The organism is Paenibacillus sp. FSL R5-0473 (genome assembly GCF_038004565.1).
Lineage (GTDB): Bacteria > Bacillota > Bacilli > Paenibacillales > Paenibacillaceae > Paenibacillus > Paenibacillus amylolyticus.
Genome location: NZ_JBBORL010000001.1, coordinates 5,463,655 through 5,481,410 on the forward strand (window position 1 = coordinate 5,463,655; position 17,756 = coordinate 5,481,410).

The 17,756-nt window shown below is 48.2% G+C and carries 17 protein-coding genes; 9 read left to right on the plus strand and 8 right to left on the minus strand.

Going from position 1 to position 17,756, the window contains the following annotated elements; genetic code table 11:
- Positions 1–23 precede the first annotated feature (23 nt).
- Complete coding sequence (locus MKY28_RS23925; protein WP_036616662.1) at positions 24–377, plus strand: YxeA family protein; 354 nt, start codon at positions 24–26, stop codon at positions 375–377.
- Positions 378–462: 85 nt separating this feature from the next.
- Here MKY28_RS23925 and MKY28_RS23930 read toward each other — a convergent pair whose 3' ends face one another.
- Positions 463–1,719, minus strand: a complete 1,257-nt coding sequence (locus tag MKY28_RS23930; protein WP_076253896.1) for a DUF445 domain-containing protein — start codon at positions 1,717–1,719, stop codon at positions 463–465.
- 333 nt (positions 1,720–2,052) lie between these two features.
- Between MKY28_RS23930 and MKY28_RS23935 the strand changes: the two genes are divergently transcribed.
- The 3 genes from MKY28_RS23935 (at position 2,053) to MKY28_RS23945 (ending at position 4,521) form a co-directional block, all read left to right on the plus strand.
- Positions 2,053–2,880, plus strand: coding sequence for an aldo/keto reductase (locus tag MKY28_RS23935; protein WP_340019005.1), 828 nt, complete (start codon positions 2,053–2,055; stop codon positions 2,878–2,880).
- 274 nt (positions 2,881–3,154) lie between these two features.
- Complete coding sequence (locus tag MKY28_RS23940) at positions 3,155–3,673, plus strand: sigma-70 family RNA polymerase sigma factor (RefSeq protein ID WP_036673127.1); 519 nt, start codon at positions 3,155–3,157, stop codon at positions 3,671–3,673.
- A complete protein-coding gene (locus MKY28_RS23945) occupies positions 3,670–4,521 on the plus strand; it encodes a hypothetical protein (protein WP_340937219.1) in 852 nt (283 codons plus the stop codon). Before MKY28_RS23940 ends, MKY28_RS23945 begins: the two co-directional genes overlap by 4 nt.
- Positions 4,522–4,671: 150 nt before the next feature.
- Here MKY28_RS23945 and MKY28_RS23950 read toward each other — a convergent pair whose 3' ends face one another.
- Positions 4,672–5,133, minus strand: coding sequence for a cupin domain-containing protein (locus tag MKY28_RS23950; RefSeq protein ID WP_017691032.1), 462 nt, complete (start codon positions 5,131–5,133; stop codon positions 4,672–4,674).
- Positions 5,134–5,390: 257 nt separating this feature from the next.
- On the opposite strand from MKY28_RS23950, the gene MKY28_RS23955 reads away from it, so the two are divergent.
- Complete coding sequence (locus MKY28_RS23955; RefSeq protein ID WP_340937220.1) at positions 5,391–6,242, plus strand: AraC family transcriptional regulator; 852 nt, start codon at positions 5,391–5,393, stop codon at positions 6,240–6,242.
- 151 nt (positions 6,243–6,393) lie between these two features.
- On the opposite strand, the gene MKY28_RS23960 is transcribed toward MKY28_RS23955, so the two are convergent.
- On the minus strand, positions 6,394–8,007 hold the full coding sequence (locus tag MKY28_RS23960; protein WP_340937221.1) for a glycoside hydrolase family 28 protein: 1,614 nt from the start codon (positions 8,005–8,007) through the stop codon (positions 6,394–6,396).
- 481 nt (positions 8,008–8,488) lie between these two features.
- On the opposite strand from MKY28_RS23960, the gene MKY28_RS23965 reads away from it, so the two are divergent.
- From MKY28_RS23965 to MKY28_RS23980, 4 genes are all read left to right on the plus strand, one after another.
- Positions 8,489–9,217, plus strand: coding sequence for an amino acid ABC transporter ATP-binding protein (locus tag MKY28_RS23965; RefSeq protein ID WP_051449904.1), 729 nt, complete (start codon positions 8,489–8,491; stop codon positions 9,215–9,217).
- Between the two features lie 39 nt (positions 9,218–9,256).
- Complete coding sequence (locus tag MKY28_RS23970) at positions 9,257–10,087, plus strand: transporter substrate-binding domain-containing protein (RefSeq protein ID WP_036673119.1); 831 nt, start codon at positions 9,257–9,259, stop codon at positions 10,085–10,087.
- A 101-nt stretch (positions 10,088–10,188) separates the two neighbouring features.
- Positions 10,189–10,911: an amino acid ABC transporter permease gene (locus tag MKY28_RS23975; protein ID WP_036616642.1), complete on the plus strand. Its 723-nt coding sequence runs from the start codon at positions 10,189–10,191 to the stop codon at positions 10,909–10,911.
- Positions 10,912–11,022: 111 nt separating this feature from the next.
- Complete coding sequence (locus tag MKY28_RS23980; protein ID WP_339190173.1) at positions 11,023–11,673, plus strand: amino acid ABC transporter permease; 651 nt, start codon at positions 11,023–11,025, stop codon at positions 11,671–11,673.
- A 524-nt stretch (positions 11,674–12,197) separates the two neighbouring features.
- On the opposite strand, the gene MKY28_RS23985 is transcribed toward MKY28_RS23980, so the two are convergent.
- The 5 genes from MKY28_RS23985 to MKY28_RS24005 all read right to left on the minus strand — a co-directional run bounded on the left by MKY28_RS23985 (position 12,198) and on the right by MKY28_RS24005 (position 17,725).
- Entirely contained in the window at positions 12,198–13,535 is a 1,338-nt protein-coding gene (locus MKY28_RS23985) for an FAD-dependent oxidoreductase (protein WP_340938030.1), read from the minus strand.
- Between the two features lie 58 nt (positions 13,536–13,593).
- Positions 13,594–14,448: a carbohydrate ABC transporter permease gene (locus tag MKY28_RS23990; RefSeq protein ID WP_340937222.1), complete on the minus strand. Its 855-nt coding sequence runs from the start codon at positions 14,446–14,448 to the stop codon at positions 13,594–13,596.
- Positions 14,432–15,346 (minus strand): carbohydrate ABC transporter permease, encoded by a 915-nt coding sequence (locus tag MKY28_RS23995; protein WP_340027812.1) that lies wholly within the window; start codon positions 15,344–15,346, stop codon positions 14,432–14,434. Before MKY28_RS23995 ends, MKY28_RS23990 begins: the two co-directional genes overlap by 17 nt.
- Before the next feature lie 351 nt (positions 15,347–15,697).
- Positions 15,698–16,399, minus strand: coding sequence for a hypothetical protein (locus MKY28_RS24000; protein WP_340937223.1), 702 nt, complete (start codon positions 16,397–16,399; stop codon positions 15,698–15,700).
- A 30-nt stretch (positions 16,400–16,429) separates the two neighbouring features.
- Positions 16,430–17,725 (minus strand): ABC transporter substrate-binding protein, encoded by a 1,296-nt coding sequence (locus MKY28_RS24005; protein ID WP_340937225.1) that lies wholly within the window; start codon positions 17,723–17,725, stop codon positions 16,430–16,432.
- Positions 17,726–17,756: the final 31 nt, after the last annotated feature.

Consider the following 17,756-nt stretch of genomic DNA (forward strand, 5'->3'; position numbering starts at 1 on the left):
CGAGATCAAAGGAGGACAAGAACATGAAAAAAGCATTCACTATTCTCGCATTGGTACTCGTTATTCTGACTTGCCTGTGGCTCTTCTTCATGGACCCTGCTAAATTGACTCCCGATAACCCTGCCGGCAAAACAACCTACTATACCACTGTGAATCAGACTACAGTCAACAAGGATGACAATGGCAGATATGCTTATGAACTGATCGGCTATACAGACGAAGGAAAATCAAAAACACTAAGCTTCTCCACCAGTAAGCTACTCAAAAATGGGGCCTATCTGAAACTATATGTATCCACGCTGCGTGGTGTTACACACTGGGAAGAGGTCACAGCGGACGATCTGCCGGGGCAAGCCAAGCAGTTAACCTCTAAATAGAAAAAAGATGCGTATCTATATCTCCATTGATATTTGCATAACAAAGAGAGCCTTGCCCCATTACTTCAAGGGTGGCTCTTTTAGGTTATGCCAATGCCATCTGCAGCGCAGTCAGCGCAATCCCGATAACAAATCCGGTAACGGCTCCGTTGATCCGAATCCATTGCAGGTCCTGTCCAACCTTATCCTCAATCATCGAAACCAAAGTGGCATTGTCCATTTTGTCCACATTTTCGCGTACCAGTTTACCGATTTTGGAATGATTTTTCTCCAGCAGTGTTGTGACGCCATTTACGATCTTGGCATTCATGCCTGTCATCAACTCGTCATCTGCCCGCAGATCAACCAATACCCGCTCAATGGCAGGCAGTGCATACGTATCTACATACTGGCCATCTTCCATCGCCGCGAGCGCCTTGTCTCTCAGGTCGGTGAGTTTGTTCAGCACCGTTTCCTCTGCGTTCCAGCCCTCCAACATATTGTTCTTCCAACTGTTGATTCCATCTTGCATAGCCTCACTCATTGCCAGACGCACCGTCTGGGTACGTACCATATCAAGCACCTTGTATCTTAGAGCACTGCCTTCACGTTTCATATCCTCTACCCGATCGAAGAGATATCCTTGTAAAATACCACCCAGACGCTCCTCGTTCATATAACCAAGGAACGCATTCATCGCAAACTGCATCAATCCGTTCATCTGAATGCCGCTGATGGCTTTCATGCCGCTTTCACCCAAAAACATGATCGTCTCGGGTTTAACCAGCCACTCCTCGGCTTGCTTCAGTCCGTAGTCCAGCGCTTTGGCGTCGTAACCCCGCTCTGTCATCTGGTGGGCAGCCCGTTCCAGAATCGGACCCAGATCAAAGGCTCCCGCTTGTGACTTGATCTCACGTGCCACGAGCGGAGCAATCTGCTCTAACGGCAGACCAGCCAGAATTCGTTTGCAGAGTGTATCAATCATTATCTTGATCCCGTCACTGTGAAGCTCACGGGTCAACGTATCGAGCACCGTCTCTGCTGCTTTGAAATCTGCAATTTTCTCGGTAATGCTGTCTTTGTTGAGCAAGTTATTCTCTACTGCGGAGACCAGACCTTCCGTCATTTTATCGCGATTTTTCGGCAGCAATGCCGTGTGTGGAATGGGAATGCCGAGGGGGTGCCGGAATAATGCGGTAACTGCGAACCAGTCCGCTAGTCCACCCACGAGTCCCGCTTCAAATGATCCTACCAGCAACTTGCCCACAGGGACGCCCTGGAACGGCAAGGATGCAGCAAATCCTGCTCCCATGACCACGAGAGACCAGGCTGCTGCTTTTTTGGTTTGTTTAGGTTTAGCCATTGTATTCTTGCTCCTTTATCGTTAGTCGTACGGTCTGGTCTGTACCCGATTCCGTACTTCGTCTGTTCTTATGTAAACTCTCCAATTACAAAGTCTTGACTTCCATATTTCGTATACTTCATCTTATCACCCACAAGCGTCAAAACCAAACCTCTGGTTGAAGAAAAAGGATAATAGCGGCGTTTACTTCGTAAAATGGATCACTCCCTTTTCCAAGACCAGGCAGATTTTAGTATAATCATTCAAGACGGCCCTTCGATATCGATTGGCTACTGAACAGCAGGGTAATTACATAGTGGAACAATGAATCAATAAGAGGAGGAATTTCGGACCATGAAACACGTGCAAGACACAACCACGCTCTATAACGGAGTCAAAATGCCATGGCTGGGTTTTGGGGTATTCAAAGTTAAAGACGGAGACGAAGTCGTTCATGCTGTCAAAACAGCCATTCAAGCTGGTTATCGCAGCATCGACACAGCCAAAGCGTATAACAACGAAACAGGTGTCGCTCAGGGTATTCGTGAATCTGGAGTAGCTCGTGAGGATCTGTTCATTACCACTAAAGTATGGAATAGTGATCAGGGATATGAATCCACGCTGGCTGCCTTCGAAGCCAGCATGGAACGACTCGAACTGGAGTATCTGGATCTCTATCTCATCCACTGGCCGGTTAAGGGCAAGTACAAAGATACATGGCGAGCGCTGGAGAAACTTCATAAAGAAGGACGCATCCGGGCGATCGGTGTGAGCAACTTCCAGATTCACCATCTGGAAGACTTGATGATCGATGCCACGATCAAACCAGCAGTTAATCAGGTGGAGCTTCACCCACTATTGATTCAGTCAGAGCTTCGTGAGTACTGCAACAAACATCAGATTCAGATCGAAGCCTGGTCTCCGCTCGGACAAGGTCATCTGATGGATCATCCGTTGCTGAAGGATATCGCAGCCAAATACAGCAAGTCCCCCGCACAAGTAATTCTGCGCTGGGATCTGCAGAACGGCATCGTGACGATACCAAAATCCGTTACGCCTGAGCGTATTCACGCGAATGCTGATCTCTATGATTTTGAGTTAACTTCGGAAGAAGTAGAGCAGATTAACAGTCTGAACGAGAATAAACGCTTTGGTTCTGATCCAGACAACTTTAACTTCTAATATAAGCAAATTAATTCGATTACACCCGCCTTCGATCTTAGAAGAGCGGGTGTTTTGGTATGTGATGTTATAGGCAAACTATTCGTTGTTAAGAATGGAGGCGAGGCTCGTTATCCTCTTCAGGGCCGAAAGAATAAAAGTTTTTTGAACGTTTAGAACTATTTCTTCTCCTCATCAGTCTAACGAGTGTCAAGCGAACTCAAGCACTTATATAGAATCCAGGCCTGGAACGAGCGGTGACTTGAATATTTAGGTTGATCAGGGGGGATCAGGAGTGATTAGACTGAACCATAGAAAGACAAAAGAAGAACAGTTCAGCGAAAAAATAACAGAGATTCAAAATAAATTATATCGACTGGCATACTGCTATGTTAAAAATGAACAAGAAGCGCTGGATATCGTATCCGAAGCGGTCTATAAAGGGTACATCGCTTATGGAAAGATGGAGTCCATGACTTATTTTGATTCCTGGATGTCACGAATTGTGATTAACACAGCGATAGATCATATACGACGCAACCAGCGAGTGACCTATATGGAGGATCATGTTCAGGAGTTTGTGGCTCCAGAGCGAGGGGCATCCGTGGAAGAGAAAATGGATCTGTATGATGCACTGGATCGACTCGTGCCCGAAGATAGAGCCTATATTATATTAAAGTTCTTTGGTAATATGCGTTTCCGGGAGATCGCTGAAGTGCTCTCACTGTCGGAGAATACCGTTAAGTCAAAATTCTATCGGATTATCAACAAATTAAAAATGGATTTAATTGAAGGAGAGGTTGAGAACGTATGACAGGAAAAGATCGTTACGAAAATATTGAAATCCCTGCTCAACTTACTGACGTTATTCATCATGCACAGAAAAGAGCCACTGCTCGCAAGAATTCATCTCGAATGATTCGTTATGCCTCAGTCATAGTGGCATGTGCTGCTTTTCTCTTCGTGGTCAACATCCCTTCCGTAGCAAACGCCATGTCCAAAATACCTGTGGTTGGATCTATTGTTCAGGTGTTGCAATTTGGCGATGGCGGCAAGATTACCGATGGAGTAACTGTGGGATCGGAGGCAACCGAAAATACGCTTAAAATCAATTTTAGCACCGACGAGCAAAATCAGACTAATGATGCACCCCATTATAATGTGGTACACAAAGAAGCACCGAATCGTATACTCTTCACTTTTAGCGGTGCACGTTACATGGATATAAAGAAAGTCAAAGCCGACTTCATGACCCAGCCTTTAGTGAAAGATGTTTATGGTTCCATGATTTTAGACGACTCTTCCGTCGGATTCGTAGCTGTTTTAAAAGAAGGGGTACAGTATGCCGTAACGGAATTCAAGAACCCTGGATACCTGGAAGTGAAATTGACTTCCGACGGCAAACCGGTCACACCTCGGAAGGTATACTCTCTCCGCACAGAATCAATGCCTTTTGGAGAATCGATGGGTATAATTAAAGAATCCTATCCGGATGAGGACATCTCTTTCCTCAAAACGTCCACTGGTGAGTTTACAGCAGTTATTGGAGAATATCTTACCGCTGAAGAAGCTGAACAGAAGCTCAAAGAACTCGCTCAGCAACCGGATTATCATGAGGAGTTTTATGTGGACAGCTGGATGAGTAACGAGAATCCGAAGTGATTAGTTATTGCCAAAAGTGATGCTGATCCAAAAGGGAATCCTACATCCCCGAACTGGGTTAAACCTCAGCATACTTAATACGCTCAATCCAAAAAAATCCCGATTCGGATGCACTGAGCATCTCGGATCGGGATTTTCACATATCAAAACCTATTCGCTTTTGGATACCAGCTTGAAATCATCAAAGTGGAAACCTGGCGCTACTACGCAAGTTACCAGTACAGGCTCATCGCCCAGCGGACGCGCTGTCTGCCATACGCCGGCAGGAACGAGCACCTGTGGTGATTGCCCCGCAGCAATATCCATCCCCAGAACAAGAACTTCCTCGTTCTCCGGGTTCTCCCCATTGCCACCCAGCTTCAGTTCAACTGGACTGCCGCTGTGCCACAGCCAAAGTTCATCGGACAGAACCGTATGCCACTCGGAGATTTCATGTGCGTGTAGCAGGAAATACGTGGAACTTGCCGAGAATCGTGGACCGGAGTATGTATCCGGCAGAACGGACTGTGGAATCTGATAAGACGCCTTCCATTCTTCCTTATACCAACCGCCTTCAACGTGAGGTTGCATATTGAGCGCAGCAACCAATGGCGATAATTCATGTGTCGTCATAACCTGTTTCCTTCCTTCCAAATCATATTGAAGGCACTCCTTAACCAGAGTTTCGCCTCTCTCCCCCTACTCTAAAACATCATTCAAGTTTTGTCACCTTGACAGCACATAAGTGCCATGCCGAATTCATTCTCTCGGTATTTAACGATAGGATTAAAGAAATATTTCATTTCCAATGATAGCGTTTACAAAAAGATGGATGTTCCGTTATGATATGGATATCGTTGTTAATCCGTGAAGCAGAGGGGAGCTGTACCATGAGTCTCATAGAGGACCGGATTGGACCCAAATACCGAATCGGTGAACATTCATTTACCATTGAACATATGCGCAGACATGATGGGAATGGTATGCCACAACCTCACGCTCATCCATTCTACGAACTGTATTACTTACTTGAAGGTGAACGAGTGTATTCCATGAATGGTCAGATTCTGTCCGCCCGCAAGGGTGATTTCATTCTGATTAATCCACACGATGTACATACCACCTCCAAAGGAAATATTCCCGGCTTCGAACGGATATTAATCGGTTTTTCTCCTGCTTTTGCAACGGGGATGGAACTTGGCATATGTGGTCTGCTGCCTTTTAATTGTTCAAGACTCCTTCGCCTGCCTGAAGCGGAACAGCCCGAGATGGAGCGTATATTGTGGCAGATGCTGCAAGAATGCAAAGAGCGACGCCCTCACTATGAGATCGCCGTAAGAAGTCTGCTTGCCCAACTTTTGATCCGTATTCATCGGGTAGAGGAGGACATCCGGCAGTCATGCCCCGGTCCCTTGCATCCGATGCAGGACAAAATCAGTGAAATTGTCACTTATGTGAATAAAAACTATACCGAACCACTTACGCTGGAGGGTGCAGCCAATCGTTTTTATATCAGTCCATCCTATCTGAGCCGAATGTTCAGCCGGTTTACCGGGTTTCGATTTAGCGAATATTTGCGGGTTGTTCGTGTCCGGGAAGCACAACGAAGATTGCTGTCCACACAAGAGCGTGTCCAGATGATCGCTGAGAAGGTAGGATTTGAGCATACGGCTCATTTTAACAAAACATTCAAACAGGTTACCGGTACAACACCGCTGCGCTATCGTAAGGAACACCGGTAGATCATCAGATAACTTCATATAAAGCCGAGTGGGTAGCCTTGCTCCAGAGATTACGCATCCCTTATATCGTGAAGCACCACGATTACTGGATCTATGGCTACGCCACTGCGGCTGAGTTTGACCAACTTGTATAAACCTTATTACATAGCTTTTACCTGCGAATGATCACACCACTTCGTACCTCGGGACCCACAGAGATCTGACGACCGTCTGTGTCTGCATCGCCTTCACGACATACAATGCCTGCGGACTCGTGTCCTGTCACCATCAGAAGTCGGCCATCTGCACCTTTTCCCTGAATTCTCTCTAGCTCCGCCCCTTTGCACTGGTGCAAATGAACCAACGGACCTTCGGTGATCTGCGCTTGCAATTCAGCGATATGCAGATGTTTCGCATGAGCACATTGGATACCACTGCGAGCTTGCACGTTGTAACGCTGGATGATCACCCCATCCAAAGGCTGTTCCGGCAATCCACTCACAAGCAACGCAGTGTCGGCACCGGCACAGACCACATCCGATATTCGAATATCCCGGAACACCGGCGTCTCTTCGCTAATCTCCTGAGATAGATCACTGCCCCGGGCAGACCCTTCCTGATTTGCATAGAAAAAGGAAAACGAGATCGCTTCCATAATGATATCTTTCATATATATGCGCTCAATCTGAATGTCCTCAACCACTCCGCCGCGCCCACGTGCGCTTTTGAAGCGAAGTCCAATGTCCGTTCCGATAAACGTACAATCCGACACACGCACATGCCGCACACCACCGGACATTTCACTGCCAATTACAAACCCGCCATGACCGTGATACACCGTGCAATCCCGAATGGTGATGTACTCCGATGGAAGACCCAGTTCACGGCCTTCGGCATCCTTGCCTGATTTCAGACAGATCGCATCATCACCGACATCGAATACACTCTTCTCGACCACCACATGACGACAGGATTCAACGTCCAACCCATCTCCATTCTGAGAAAACCACGGATTTCGCACACTCACGTTACGAATGGTGACATGCTCAGATGCCCAGGGATGAAGATTCCATGCAGGCGAGTTCTGGAACGTTGGACCGTCCAGCAATACCCGTTTGCATCTGCGCAAACTGACCATGTTGGGGCGTAAAAAGTCTCTGACTTCTTCATAGGCAGCGACATCACGTACCTGCTCCTGATGCAATCGATTCGCAATGGTGCCGCCCTCAAGTGCAGCTGTGGTAGGCCACCAGATTTCTTCATCTCCACCGGATTGCTCTACAACACCACCAGAAGCGACCAATTGGTTCCATTGTGAAGTGGTCATTTTAGAGCGTTTTACTGGACGCCATGCCTCCCCGCCCCCATCCCATATCCCCTCACCAGTAATCGCAATATCCTCCAGTTGATCACCATCGATCGGGGATTGGCAACGTACCACCTGCCAGCCTTCGAAGCTTGATGCAATTAATGGGTATTGATCAAAATCTCGGCTAAATGTAACCATTGCCCCTGCTTCCACATGTAGTTCGATACGGCTGCGCATTACAATCGGGCCTGTGAGCCACACCCCGGCAGGAATTACGATTCTGCCGCCTCCTGCTTCAGCACATGAAGCGATGGCAAGTCGGAACATCTCCGTATTATCTGTTACACCGTCTCCAACAGCTCCATAGTCTGTAAGCTGAAAATCCTGAGCAGGAATGACAGGCAAATTAGCTTCATAAGCTCGAACATCGGACTGGGCACTTGCTCCTGTCGACATTGGGGAGTGATATGTATTCATCGTGCAGAATCATCCTCTCTACATGTAATGGAATTGTTATGGGATCAATACATCGCTTTTACTTTCCTTACTTAACGTTCAAACGGACGCTCTCTCACTCCATGATATCAATGGCATGACGTGTAGGGTTGAGCTTTCTTGCCATGTACACGTGGAACTTGATGCTATTTGTTTTGTTAATCAGAGTCATAAATCAAACATCACTTTCAGTATACTCTATACAACTATTCCAAAGGTTGGAAAACAACTAGGAGAATAGATTCATTTTTCTGTCAGGATTCGTCACAAGGGGTTTAATAACATGACAGATATATAACATATTTTCTGGCTATAGCCCTAGATAACCTATTACTTATGTCATGTTTTATCACAAACCAATTGCCATAAGCAGGATGACTATGTATGATTAAATAACTAGTTTCAATTTATTCCTTATTATTCCTTTTACACACAGACGTTGCAGAAAGGATGGGGTGTACTCTTGATTGAATTTAGGGGTGTCCAGAAGCATTTCGGTCATTTTCATGTCCTCAAGGATATCCATCTTCACATTGAAGAAGGAGAGGTCGTCGTCATTATTGGACCTTCCGGCTCCGGCAAAAGCACGTTACTCCGCTGTATTAACCGCCTGGAGACCATTACCGAAGGTGAACTTGTCGTCAGTGGGATTCCTCTACATCAGAAAAAGGTGGACATTAACCTCTTCCGCCGTGACATCGGCATGGTATTTCAACACTTCAATCTGTATCCTCACAAAAAAGTCATCGATAACATTACCCTTGCACCCATGAAGGTGCGTAAACAACCCAAAGAACAGGCAGCCGCAACGGCAATGAAGTATCTAACCCGGGTGGGCATTGCCGACAAAGCAGACAGTTATCCCTCCCAGTTGTCCGGTGGACAGCAACAACGGGTAGCCATCGCCAGAGGACTCGCTATGGAGCCCAAAATCATGCTTTTTGACGAACCTACCTCTGCTCTCGATCCCGAGATGATTGGGGAAGTCCTCGATGTTATGCGTTCCCTTGCCCATAATGGCATGACCATGGTCGTCGTTACCCATGAGATGGGATTCGCCCGTGAAGTTGCGGACCGGGTCATCTTCATGGACGAAGGCCGAATTGTAGAAGAGGCCAACGCTGCTGAATTTTTTGACAACCCCAGAGAAGAACGAGCACAGCAATTCCTGAGCCGTCTGATTCATCATTGAGAATAATCCACTATTCCATTTTGAAAGGGGTCTTTATTCATGAAGAAATTATTGAAATGGCCATCATTTATGCTTGTCCTCATTCTCTCCCTTGTATTGTCAGGTTGTAGTACAGGTACTGATACACCTTCAGCGAGCGGTGGTGGCGACGCCGAGGCGAAAGGCACGATTGAGCGGATTAAGGAACGCGGCAAGCTCATCGCCGGTGTGAAATACGATACGAAGCTGTTTGGCTTGAAAGATCCTGCAAGTGGCAACGTTGAAGGGTTCGATATTGATATTGCCAAGGCACTCGCCAAACAGATCCTTGGAGATGAGACCAAGGTCGAACTGAAAGAGGTCACTTCCAAGACACGTATTCCCATGCTGCAAAATGGAGACATCGACATCATCATCGCCACGATGACAATTACGGATGAGCGTAAGGAACAGGTAGATTTCAGTGATGTTTATTTCGAGGCAGGCCAATCCCTGCTGGTGAAAAACGACAGTGCGATTACCGGCCTGGAAAGCCTCAGCGGGGTGAAAGTACTCGCGGTGAAAGGCTCCACATCCGCTCAGAACATTCGCGAGAAAGCCCCGGATGCTGAGGTGCTTGAATTCGATAACTATCAGGATGCATTCACTGCTCTCAAAGCAGGTAAAGGCGAAGCGCTGACCACAGATAACATCATCCTCATCGGTATGCAACAAACGGATAACAGCTTCCAATTGGTTGGTGGTAATTTCACAAGCGAACCTTATGGTATGGCCATTCGCAAAGGCGACACTGCCTTCGTGGAGGAAGTCAACGCGCTACTCAAAAGCATGAAAGACAGCGGGGAATATGACACATTACATGAGAAATGGCTGGGCGCGAAGCCCGAGTAACCCGAATTAAGATAGGTAAGCGGCGAATTCGTCTGTTGGATGCGAAGCATGAGCAGACGTAATCGCCGTTTCTACATCTGGAGAACGGAGGCTTCGCCTATATGGGCACATTGGATTTCAGCGTACTAATGCGACACTCGGATCGTTTTCTGGAAGGGTTCCTGAATACCATTCAAGTGAGCATCATGGCTCTCATTGGCAGCTTTATCCTTGGCGCGATCCTGGCTATCTTTCGGATATCCCCTGTGAAACCGCTGAACTGGATCGGCACGGCTTTTGTGGAATTTATCCGAAACATCCCATTGCTGCTGGTTGTGTTTTTCTTCTATCTTGGACTGCCTGCACTAGGCATCTCGCTGGATGGGTTTGTCTCCGGTACTCTGGGTCTGACCATCTACACCGCCGCTTTCATTGCCGAAGCGATCCGAGCGGGCATTCAGACCGTGCCGCGTGGACAGCTGGAAGCTGCAAGATCCTCAGGCTTGTCCTATGTACAGGCCATGAACCTGATCATTCTGCCCCAGGCCATCAAGATTGTGTTGCCGTCCATCGGCAACCAGTTTATCAATTTGGTCAAAAACTCATCCATTCTTGCCGTTGTCGCCGGTATGGATCTTATGTATTTTGCCGACCTGGTTAACTCGGATACGTTCCAGCCGCTAAGTGTGTACACCATTGTTGCGCTGTTCTATCTGGTGCTGACGCTACCACTCAGCTTCCTGGTGCATTATATGGAGCGCAGGTTTGGACAGAGCGATGCAGAAGCGCGCAGCACCAAAGGCAAACCGAAAAAGAACAAACCAGCAGGTCAGGTCACCATGTAACAGATCGAATTGTACCTTACGTAGATTTTTAGGGAATATATCGGCTTGTCCATGCCTCATCTATTGATCTTCGATATTCCATTCCTGCATACAGAAGGAGGCTAATAAAATATGGACTTTAGCGGGGCCTATGCGTGGCCCAACCTTCGTTTCCTGCTTCAAGGATTCCTGATTACCCTGCAGGTAGCAGGGCTATCCATTATATTCAGCTTTGTGCTTGGCACTGTGCTGGGTACAATCCGGTTTACCCGTATCCCTGTTCTGTCACAGATCGTGGCAGTGATCGTGGATACGATCCGGAATCTGCCGCTGTTGCTCATCATTTTCTTCATCCACATGGTACTTCCACAGCTCGGGATTAAAATGTCCGTCTTCTGGTCCACAGTTGTTGGACTGAGTCTGTTTGAAGGCGCGATGATCGCCGAGATCGTCCGTAGCGGTCTGAAGTCTGTTGAGCGCGGTCAGGTGGAAGCTGCCCGCTCCTCGGGCCTCAGCTACATGCAGACCCTCGGTGGCATCATCATGCCACAGGCGCTACGCCGCATGTCCCCGCCGATGGTCAGCCAGTTCATCTCACTCCTGAAGGATACTTCACTGGCGATCATCATCTCTCTGCCGGAGCTGATGCACAACGTGCAGATCCTTGGCGGTCAAAGTTTCGATTACATTATCCCGGCCCTGCTGCTCGCAGCCGTATTGTATTTTGCCATCAACTACGCGCTGTCCATTGTCGCAAGACGACTTGAGGCACGGATGAATTGAATGACTGAATGAATGAAGCGCTGAGAATAAGGCATGAGATAATACGAAACATGAAGGAGCATGACGGAACCGAGACCCCATGATTGATCAGATATGAAGAAATGAACTTGAAGGAAAGAACCTAATAGATGAAAAAAATGAAAGCGCCCCAAAGGCTCCAAACCCACCTATGCAGTCGATTTGGAGTCTTTGGGGCTACATTTATGCTCATCAATTCACGAGCTTCCCACGCATTTCTAACGAACTGAGGGAAGCTTATTTAGCCTTTTTCGGGACATTTCCTAATCTAACGAATCGTAGACGCTCTATTCTTCCGATTCACCCCGCTTTTACCCCCTATTACAAGATTTTGAGTAAAATAACTTCACTGAGATTCGTTACATTTTTCATTTCAGCTTATAGCCCCATATTAGTCGTCTCAGGTTCGTTAAAACTTACGCCACCACTGCGAATTAAATAAACATCCACTCCCACTATTAATGATTCACCCGATTCGCCCAATTCGTCCACAATCAGCTCATCCGCTAGATCGCTGCTCCGTTGCGACGTAATTCCGCCTGTAACAGCTCGATCGGCAGTTCCACCGGGTCCAGCTTCATCTTCACTGTGAGTGCAGCCGCTGTTCCCGCGGCCTCCCCGGTAGCCATACAGCTTGGAGTCAACCTTGTCGTTGCATGCGCCTCATGTGTGGTGGAGATGCAGCGTCCTGCCGCCAGCAGATTGCGGATATTTCGAGAGATCAGACAGCGATACGGAATATCATATGCTCCATCTCCCTCTATAAAGGCAGCCACAACGCCTTGACCCGAAGGGTCATGAATATCAATCGGATAACCACTTCTGGCAATCACATCGTCAAATTTCCGTCCTGCAACTACATCCGCTTGTGTCAATGCATACTGCCCAATGATCCGTCTCGATTCACGAATACCAATCTGCGGCGCTACTGCCGAGATCGAAGCCCGTTCGAATCCAGGCACATCACGCTGCAAAAACTCAGCGATCATCAGCACCTGTTTCCGGCCTTCCTGCTCCGCAGAGGTCAGATCCTCGGCATCCGTCGCATCGAGCCCCTGCACCCGGGTACAATTAATCAGCACTTCATCCTCTGCCGGTCCGGTAAAAAACAACACCTGGTCGCGATTAATCGGCACACCTGCTTTTTTCCACTGGGAATAGAAACCACTCACCCCGGTTAACGGAATGCTGTCCAGTTCAGCAAAAGGAGTTTTCACATAGAAATCCTCCGGGTGCTCCAGCATATATCGTTTCACTCGTCCAAGATCGACACCACGCATGCGGAATTTCATGGTCATCGGCTGTGACTGATGGTCGCCGTCTCGTCCCTTTGCCACAGAAGCACCCGCAAGATAAGCCAGATCCGCATCACCGCTTGCATCCACAAATACATTCGCCTGGAACTCCTTTCTTCCAGACTTGTTGGTCACTCGCACCGCTTCCACCCGATCATCTACAACGACCACCTCGTCCACAAAGCTGTGCAATAACAGCCGGACACCAGCCTCCTGCAACATCTCTGCCGCAACCACCTGAAAGATGGCTGGATGGTACGGCGTGACGGTATGCACAAATCCAACCGTATCGCGCAGATGCCCCGGGGAGCCGCCACGTACCTGCAAACGATCCACAATCTCCTGCGCAATACCTTTAATAACCTGCTCACCGCGCTCCGTATGGAAAGTCATCCAGGGATAGACCATAGCGGCGGTTGACATCCCGCCCACGAATCCATATCGCTCCACCAACACTGTTCGTATACCCTGTCGTCCAGCCGCAATGGCTGCCGCGATACCCGCAGGGCCCCCTCCCACAACAACGACATCTGCTTCTTCCTTTTTCATGCTCATCCGTTCACGCAAATGTTGTCCCTCCTTCGTTCTATTGCACGTATTACACGGCTTACTCTTTCAGTCCCGTCATGGCAACCCCCTCAATGAAGCGCCGCTGTGCCAGAAAAAAAACAATTAACAGTGGCAAGGTTGCCATGACGGTGGCACTCATCAGATATTGCCAGGCTGTACCCACTTCATCTGTAAACAGGGATAATCCAAGCGGAAGCGTCATTAGATCACGCGAGTTAATGAAGATCAACGGATCAAAAAACTCATTCCAGATCGTCACAAACGTAAAGATTGTCAGCGTAGCCATACCCGGCTTGGCAATGGGCAGCATAATTCGCGCATATATTCGGAATCGGTTGCAGCCGTCCATCATCGCCGCTTCCTCCAGCTCCGTTGGCACCGTAATGAAGAACTGCCGCATCACAAAGATGCCAAATACACCACCCGCGCCAAAGATCGGCAATAATATCAGCGGAAGATGGGTATCAATCCACCCCAGCTGCCGCATGAACAGAAACATCGGAATTGCCGTCACCTCATGGGGAATCATCATCGCACTCAGCAGGATGAGAAATACCACATTACGTCCTTTAAACGGAATTTTGGCGAAGGCGTACCCAGCGAGGGAAGCAAAAAATACTGTTCCCAGCACAACCAACGCAGAAATGTAGATACTGTTCCAATAAAAACGGTGAAACGGAATCAATCGAAAGACATCGATGTAGTTCTGCAATCGGAATGGTTCCGGTATCCACTGCGGTGGATAGGTGAATATGCTCTGAGGTTCCTTAAATGATGTCGATATCATCCAGATAAATGGCACAATCATAATGAGGGAAATCAGGGTCAGCAACAAGTACGTCCCCAGAGTACTTCCTATCTTCCGCCCCGAAGGACTAGGCATCGCCTTCATTGAATACCCACCTCTTTCGGAGCTGCCATTGAAGCAGCGTCAGAATTAGCACGATAAAGAACAGTACATATGCGAGAGCAGAAGCATAGCCAAACTGAAATAATTTGAATGCTTTTTCCCAGATATAATAAACCAATACCTTGGTGCTGTTGCTCGGCCCGCCCTGTGTCATCACATAGATCTGCCCGAATACTTTGAGTGAACCAATCACAGTCATGACTACGGTCAAAAACACAGTTGGCGTGATCATGGGCAGCGTGACGTGAAAGAAGGTCCCCCTTTTGCCCGCCCCGTCTAATGTTGCTGCTTCGTACAGTGAACGCGGTACCTGCTGAATAGCTGCAATGAACAGCACCATATTCAGACCGACATTTTTCAGCACACTTGTCACGATAATCGCTGGCATTGCCAAATCCGGATTGTAAAGCCAGGCCGGACCTTTGATGCCCAGCATCAACAGAAGCTGATTAATCAATCCAGACTCTGTCGCATACATCAGCTTCCACACGATGGCCCATACGATCAACGAGGTCATGACCGGAACAAAGATCGCTGTTCGGAAAATTCCGATGCCCCGCAGATTTCTGGACAGCAACAACGCTAGCAACAGGGCGAGCACAATATTAAGCGGCACCAGCCCCGCTGTGAAATAAACTGTATTGGCGAGCACTTTCCAGAACATCGCGTCTGTCATAATATTCCGGTAATTCTCCAATCCAATAAAATGATGATCTCCCAGCAGCGGCCAATCGGTCAGGCTCATGTATAACGCGAGACCCATGGGAAATAACAGCAGCAGGGTAAACCCAAGCACCATCGGCGATACAAACAGCCAACCTGCGATCTGGGCCTCTCTGGCGAGCGGCCCCCCTCTTTTGCGCTTGCGTGAATGGGTCAATCAGGCCTCCCCCTTTTAAACAAATTTCCTCCGAAGCTGAACTCTGTGACGATTCTATATAAGGTGCTGTCTCAAAAGGAATGATCCCCTCGCTCCAAATCGCTAACGAATCGGCCGCATCTTATATGGCAGATTTTTAAAGAATGCACCGGGTAACGAATCTCAGTCATCTTATATCTCTATAAAATGTCGCCAGAACCTTGTAAATCGACCAAATGGACGAAATAACGTCTCTCTGATTCCTTAAACTTCATTTCCGTACAAATAGGCGCGAGTAACATGTGCTCGATTCGTTAGAACAAATGAACGCTAACATGGGGTGTCCCCCGTGATTCACGTGACTTTCACTGATTAGTTTGGACGGTTCAGACTGTCCACCGCATTGCGGAACCCGTTCACAGCCCTTCGCAACTGCTCCTCCGTGTTGCCTGTCACGACCGCCCCAAGCATGATCGCCTTTACCCCGGTATCGCGCAGCACCCGAACATCCTCCGGCACCAGCTTTCGCTGGGAAGGAACCAATACCGGAACCTGGGCTTGCAAGACCAGACGGCGATACTTAAGTACATCCGCGAAGCTCAGCGGTGTACCATATTCTTTTCCAGGTACAATGGATGCCTCCAGAGCGGTGAAGCCGAAGTGCGCTGCCGATGTTACGAGGGAAGCATCATATTCCTCATTGATCGCAAACGTTGGGTCCAGCCTCAAGTCATTCAACATGAAGGAAGGCAAGTGATGTGCATAGATGGAATAGAAATCAAAACCCAGCCCGGAAAGCCCCTCCACATCCTCCCTTTGTGCTCCATCAATACTGCCAGAAGGTACAACCCCAAGCGGGCCACCAAACTCACTGCGGATCGCCCGAAACACCTCGGCGTACATGTCCAATGGACCAAAATGATTCCCGCTGGCGCGATGACCGACATTATAATGTACCTTCAGTGCATCAGCGCCCTCTTCCATAGCTGCCCGTGCCAAAGCAATATCATTCTCAGGCAGGCTGACCACCAGCGACAGCGGTTCCCGTTCAAGTAATTCTTTGAAATTGCCCATTGTTCTCACCTCCGGTTTCGATCGAATGATTTAGGGTTGCAACACGCTTTGGATCTCTTCCTGCATTTGTTTCAGGTTATCCTCAGCTGTCGCTGTCTTGGCAAACAGTCGGTCAAATCCCTGCAATACCGCATTGTCGATATCCTGCCAACGGATATGACCGGGAATTAAGCGCGCTTTTGGCATTTCATCAATGACGGCCTGCACGATATGCTCTTTGCTCGGATTATTTGGCTGGAGAATGAATGCATCTGAGTTCAGAACAGAGGTACGCGGAGGTACAAAGTAGGTGGCTGTCGCCTGAATCCCCTGCTCACTGGCAAAATACTTCAACAGTTTCTTCGTTTCCTCTGGATGTTTGCTGTCGTTGAACATGGCATATCCGGCCTGCCCCAGCATCGGCACACTGCCTTGAGAACCGGAAGGCATAGGAGCGATGCTCCATTCAAAATCCGTAATTTCCCTTGCTTTGGAAACATAGCTGTAATTATCAAAGAACATGCCCACATTACCCGCATCAAAGCTGACCTGTTCGCCCGCCTTTGGGTGTGATTCATCGGTGAACATCATGCGTTCCAGTAATTCAAAGGTCTGTACGCCATAGGCATCGTTCCAGGTGAACGTTGTCATGCCTTCGTCGAATGGACCGCTTCCATTGGACCAGGAGTAGGAGGAAAGCACCGCCCAGGTCTTCCAGTCGCGAAAAAAGTTGGCACCATAGACTCGATTGGTCGCATCCTTACTGGTAACGGCTTTGGCGGACTCTTCGAACTGTTCCCATGTCCATTGTCCTTGGGTGGCAAGTGAGTTTGGATCAGTCAGGCCGGCTTGGTCGAACAGCGTTTTATTGTAAAACATGACCACCGGAGGTGTAGAGAAAGGTAGCCCTAGCAGTTGATCGCCATCACGGAACAAATCCAATGTACTTGGAATATAATCATCCAGCTTAAACTGTGCATCATCCTTGAACTCGGATACATCGGCCAAAATGTGGTTGGACTTGAATTGTGGTATCATTCGCTCTGATACCCAGGCGAGATCGGGAAGGGAGCCTCCGGCAGCAAGCACCGAGATTTTTTGCTGGTATTCTGCGAAAGGTACGGATTCCATCGTTACTTTGATGCCTGGATTTTCCTTTGTGAAGTCATCGATCAACTTGTTGTATACATCCATATGCGCCTGATTGCCCCACATCATGAACTTCAGCTCGACCTCTCCATTCTCTCCGCTTGCACTCCCAGATTCACTGTTAGAATTGGAGCTTGCGCACGCGATTGAAGCCATCATCATGAATATAAAAACCAGTATCAGTCCTGCTTTTTTCATGTAAATCCCCCTTATGGACGTCGTGGTATAC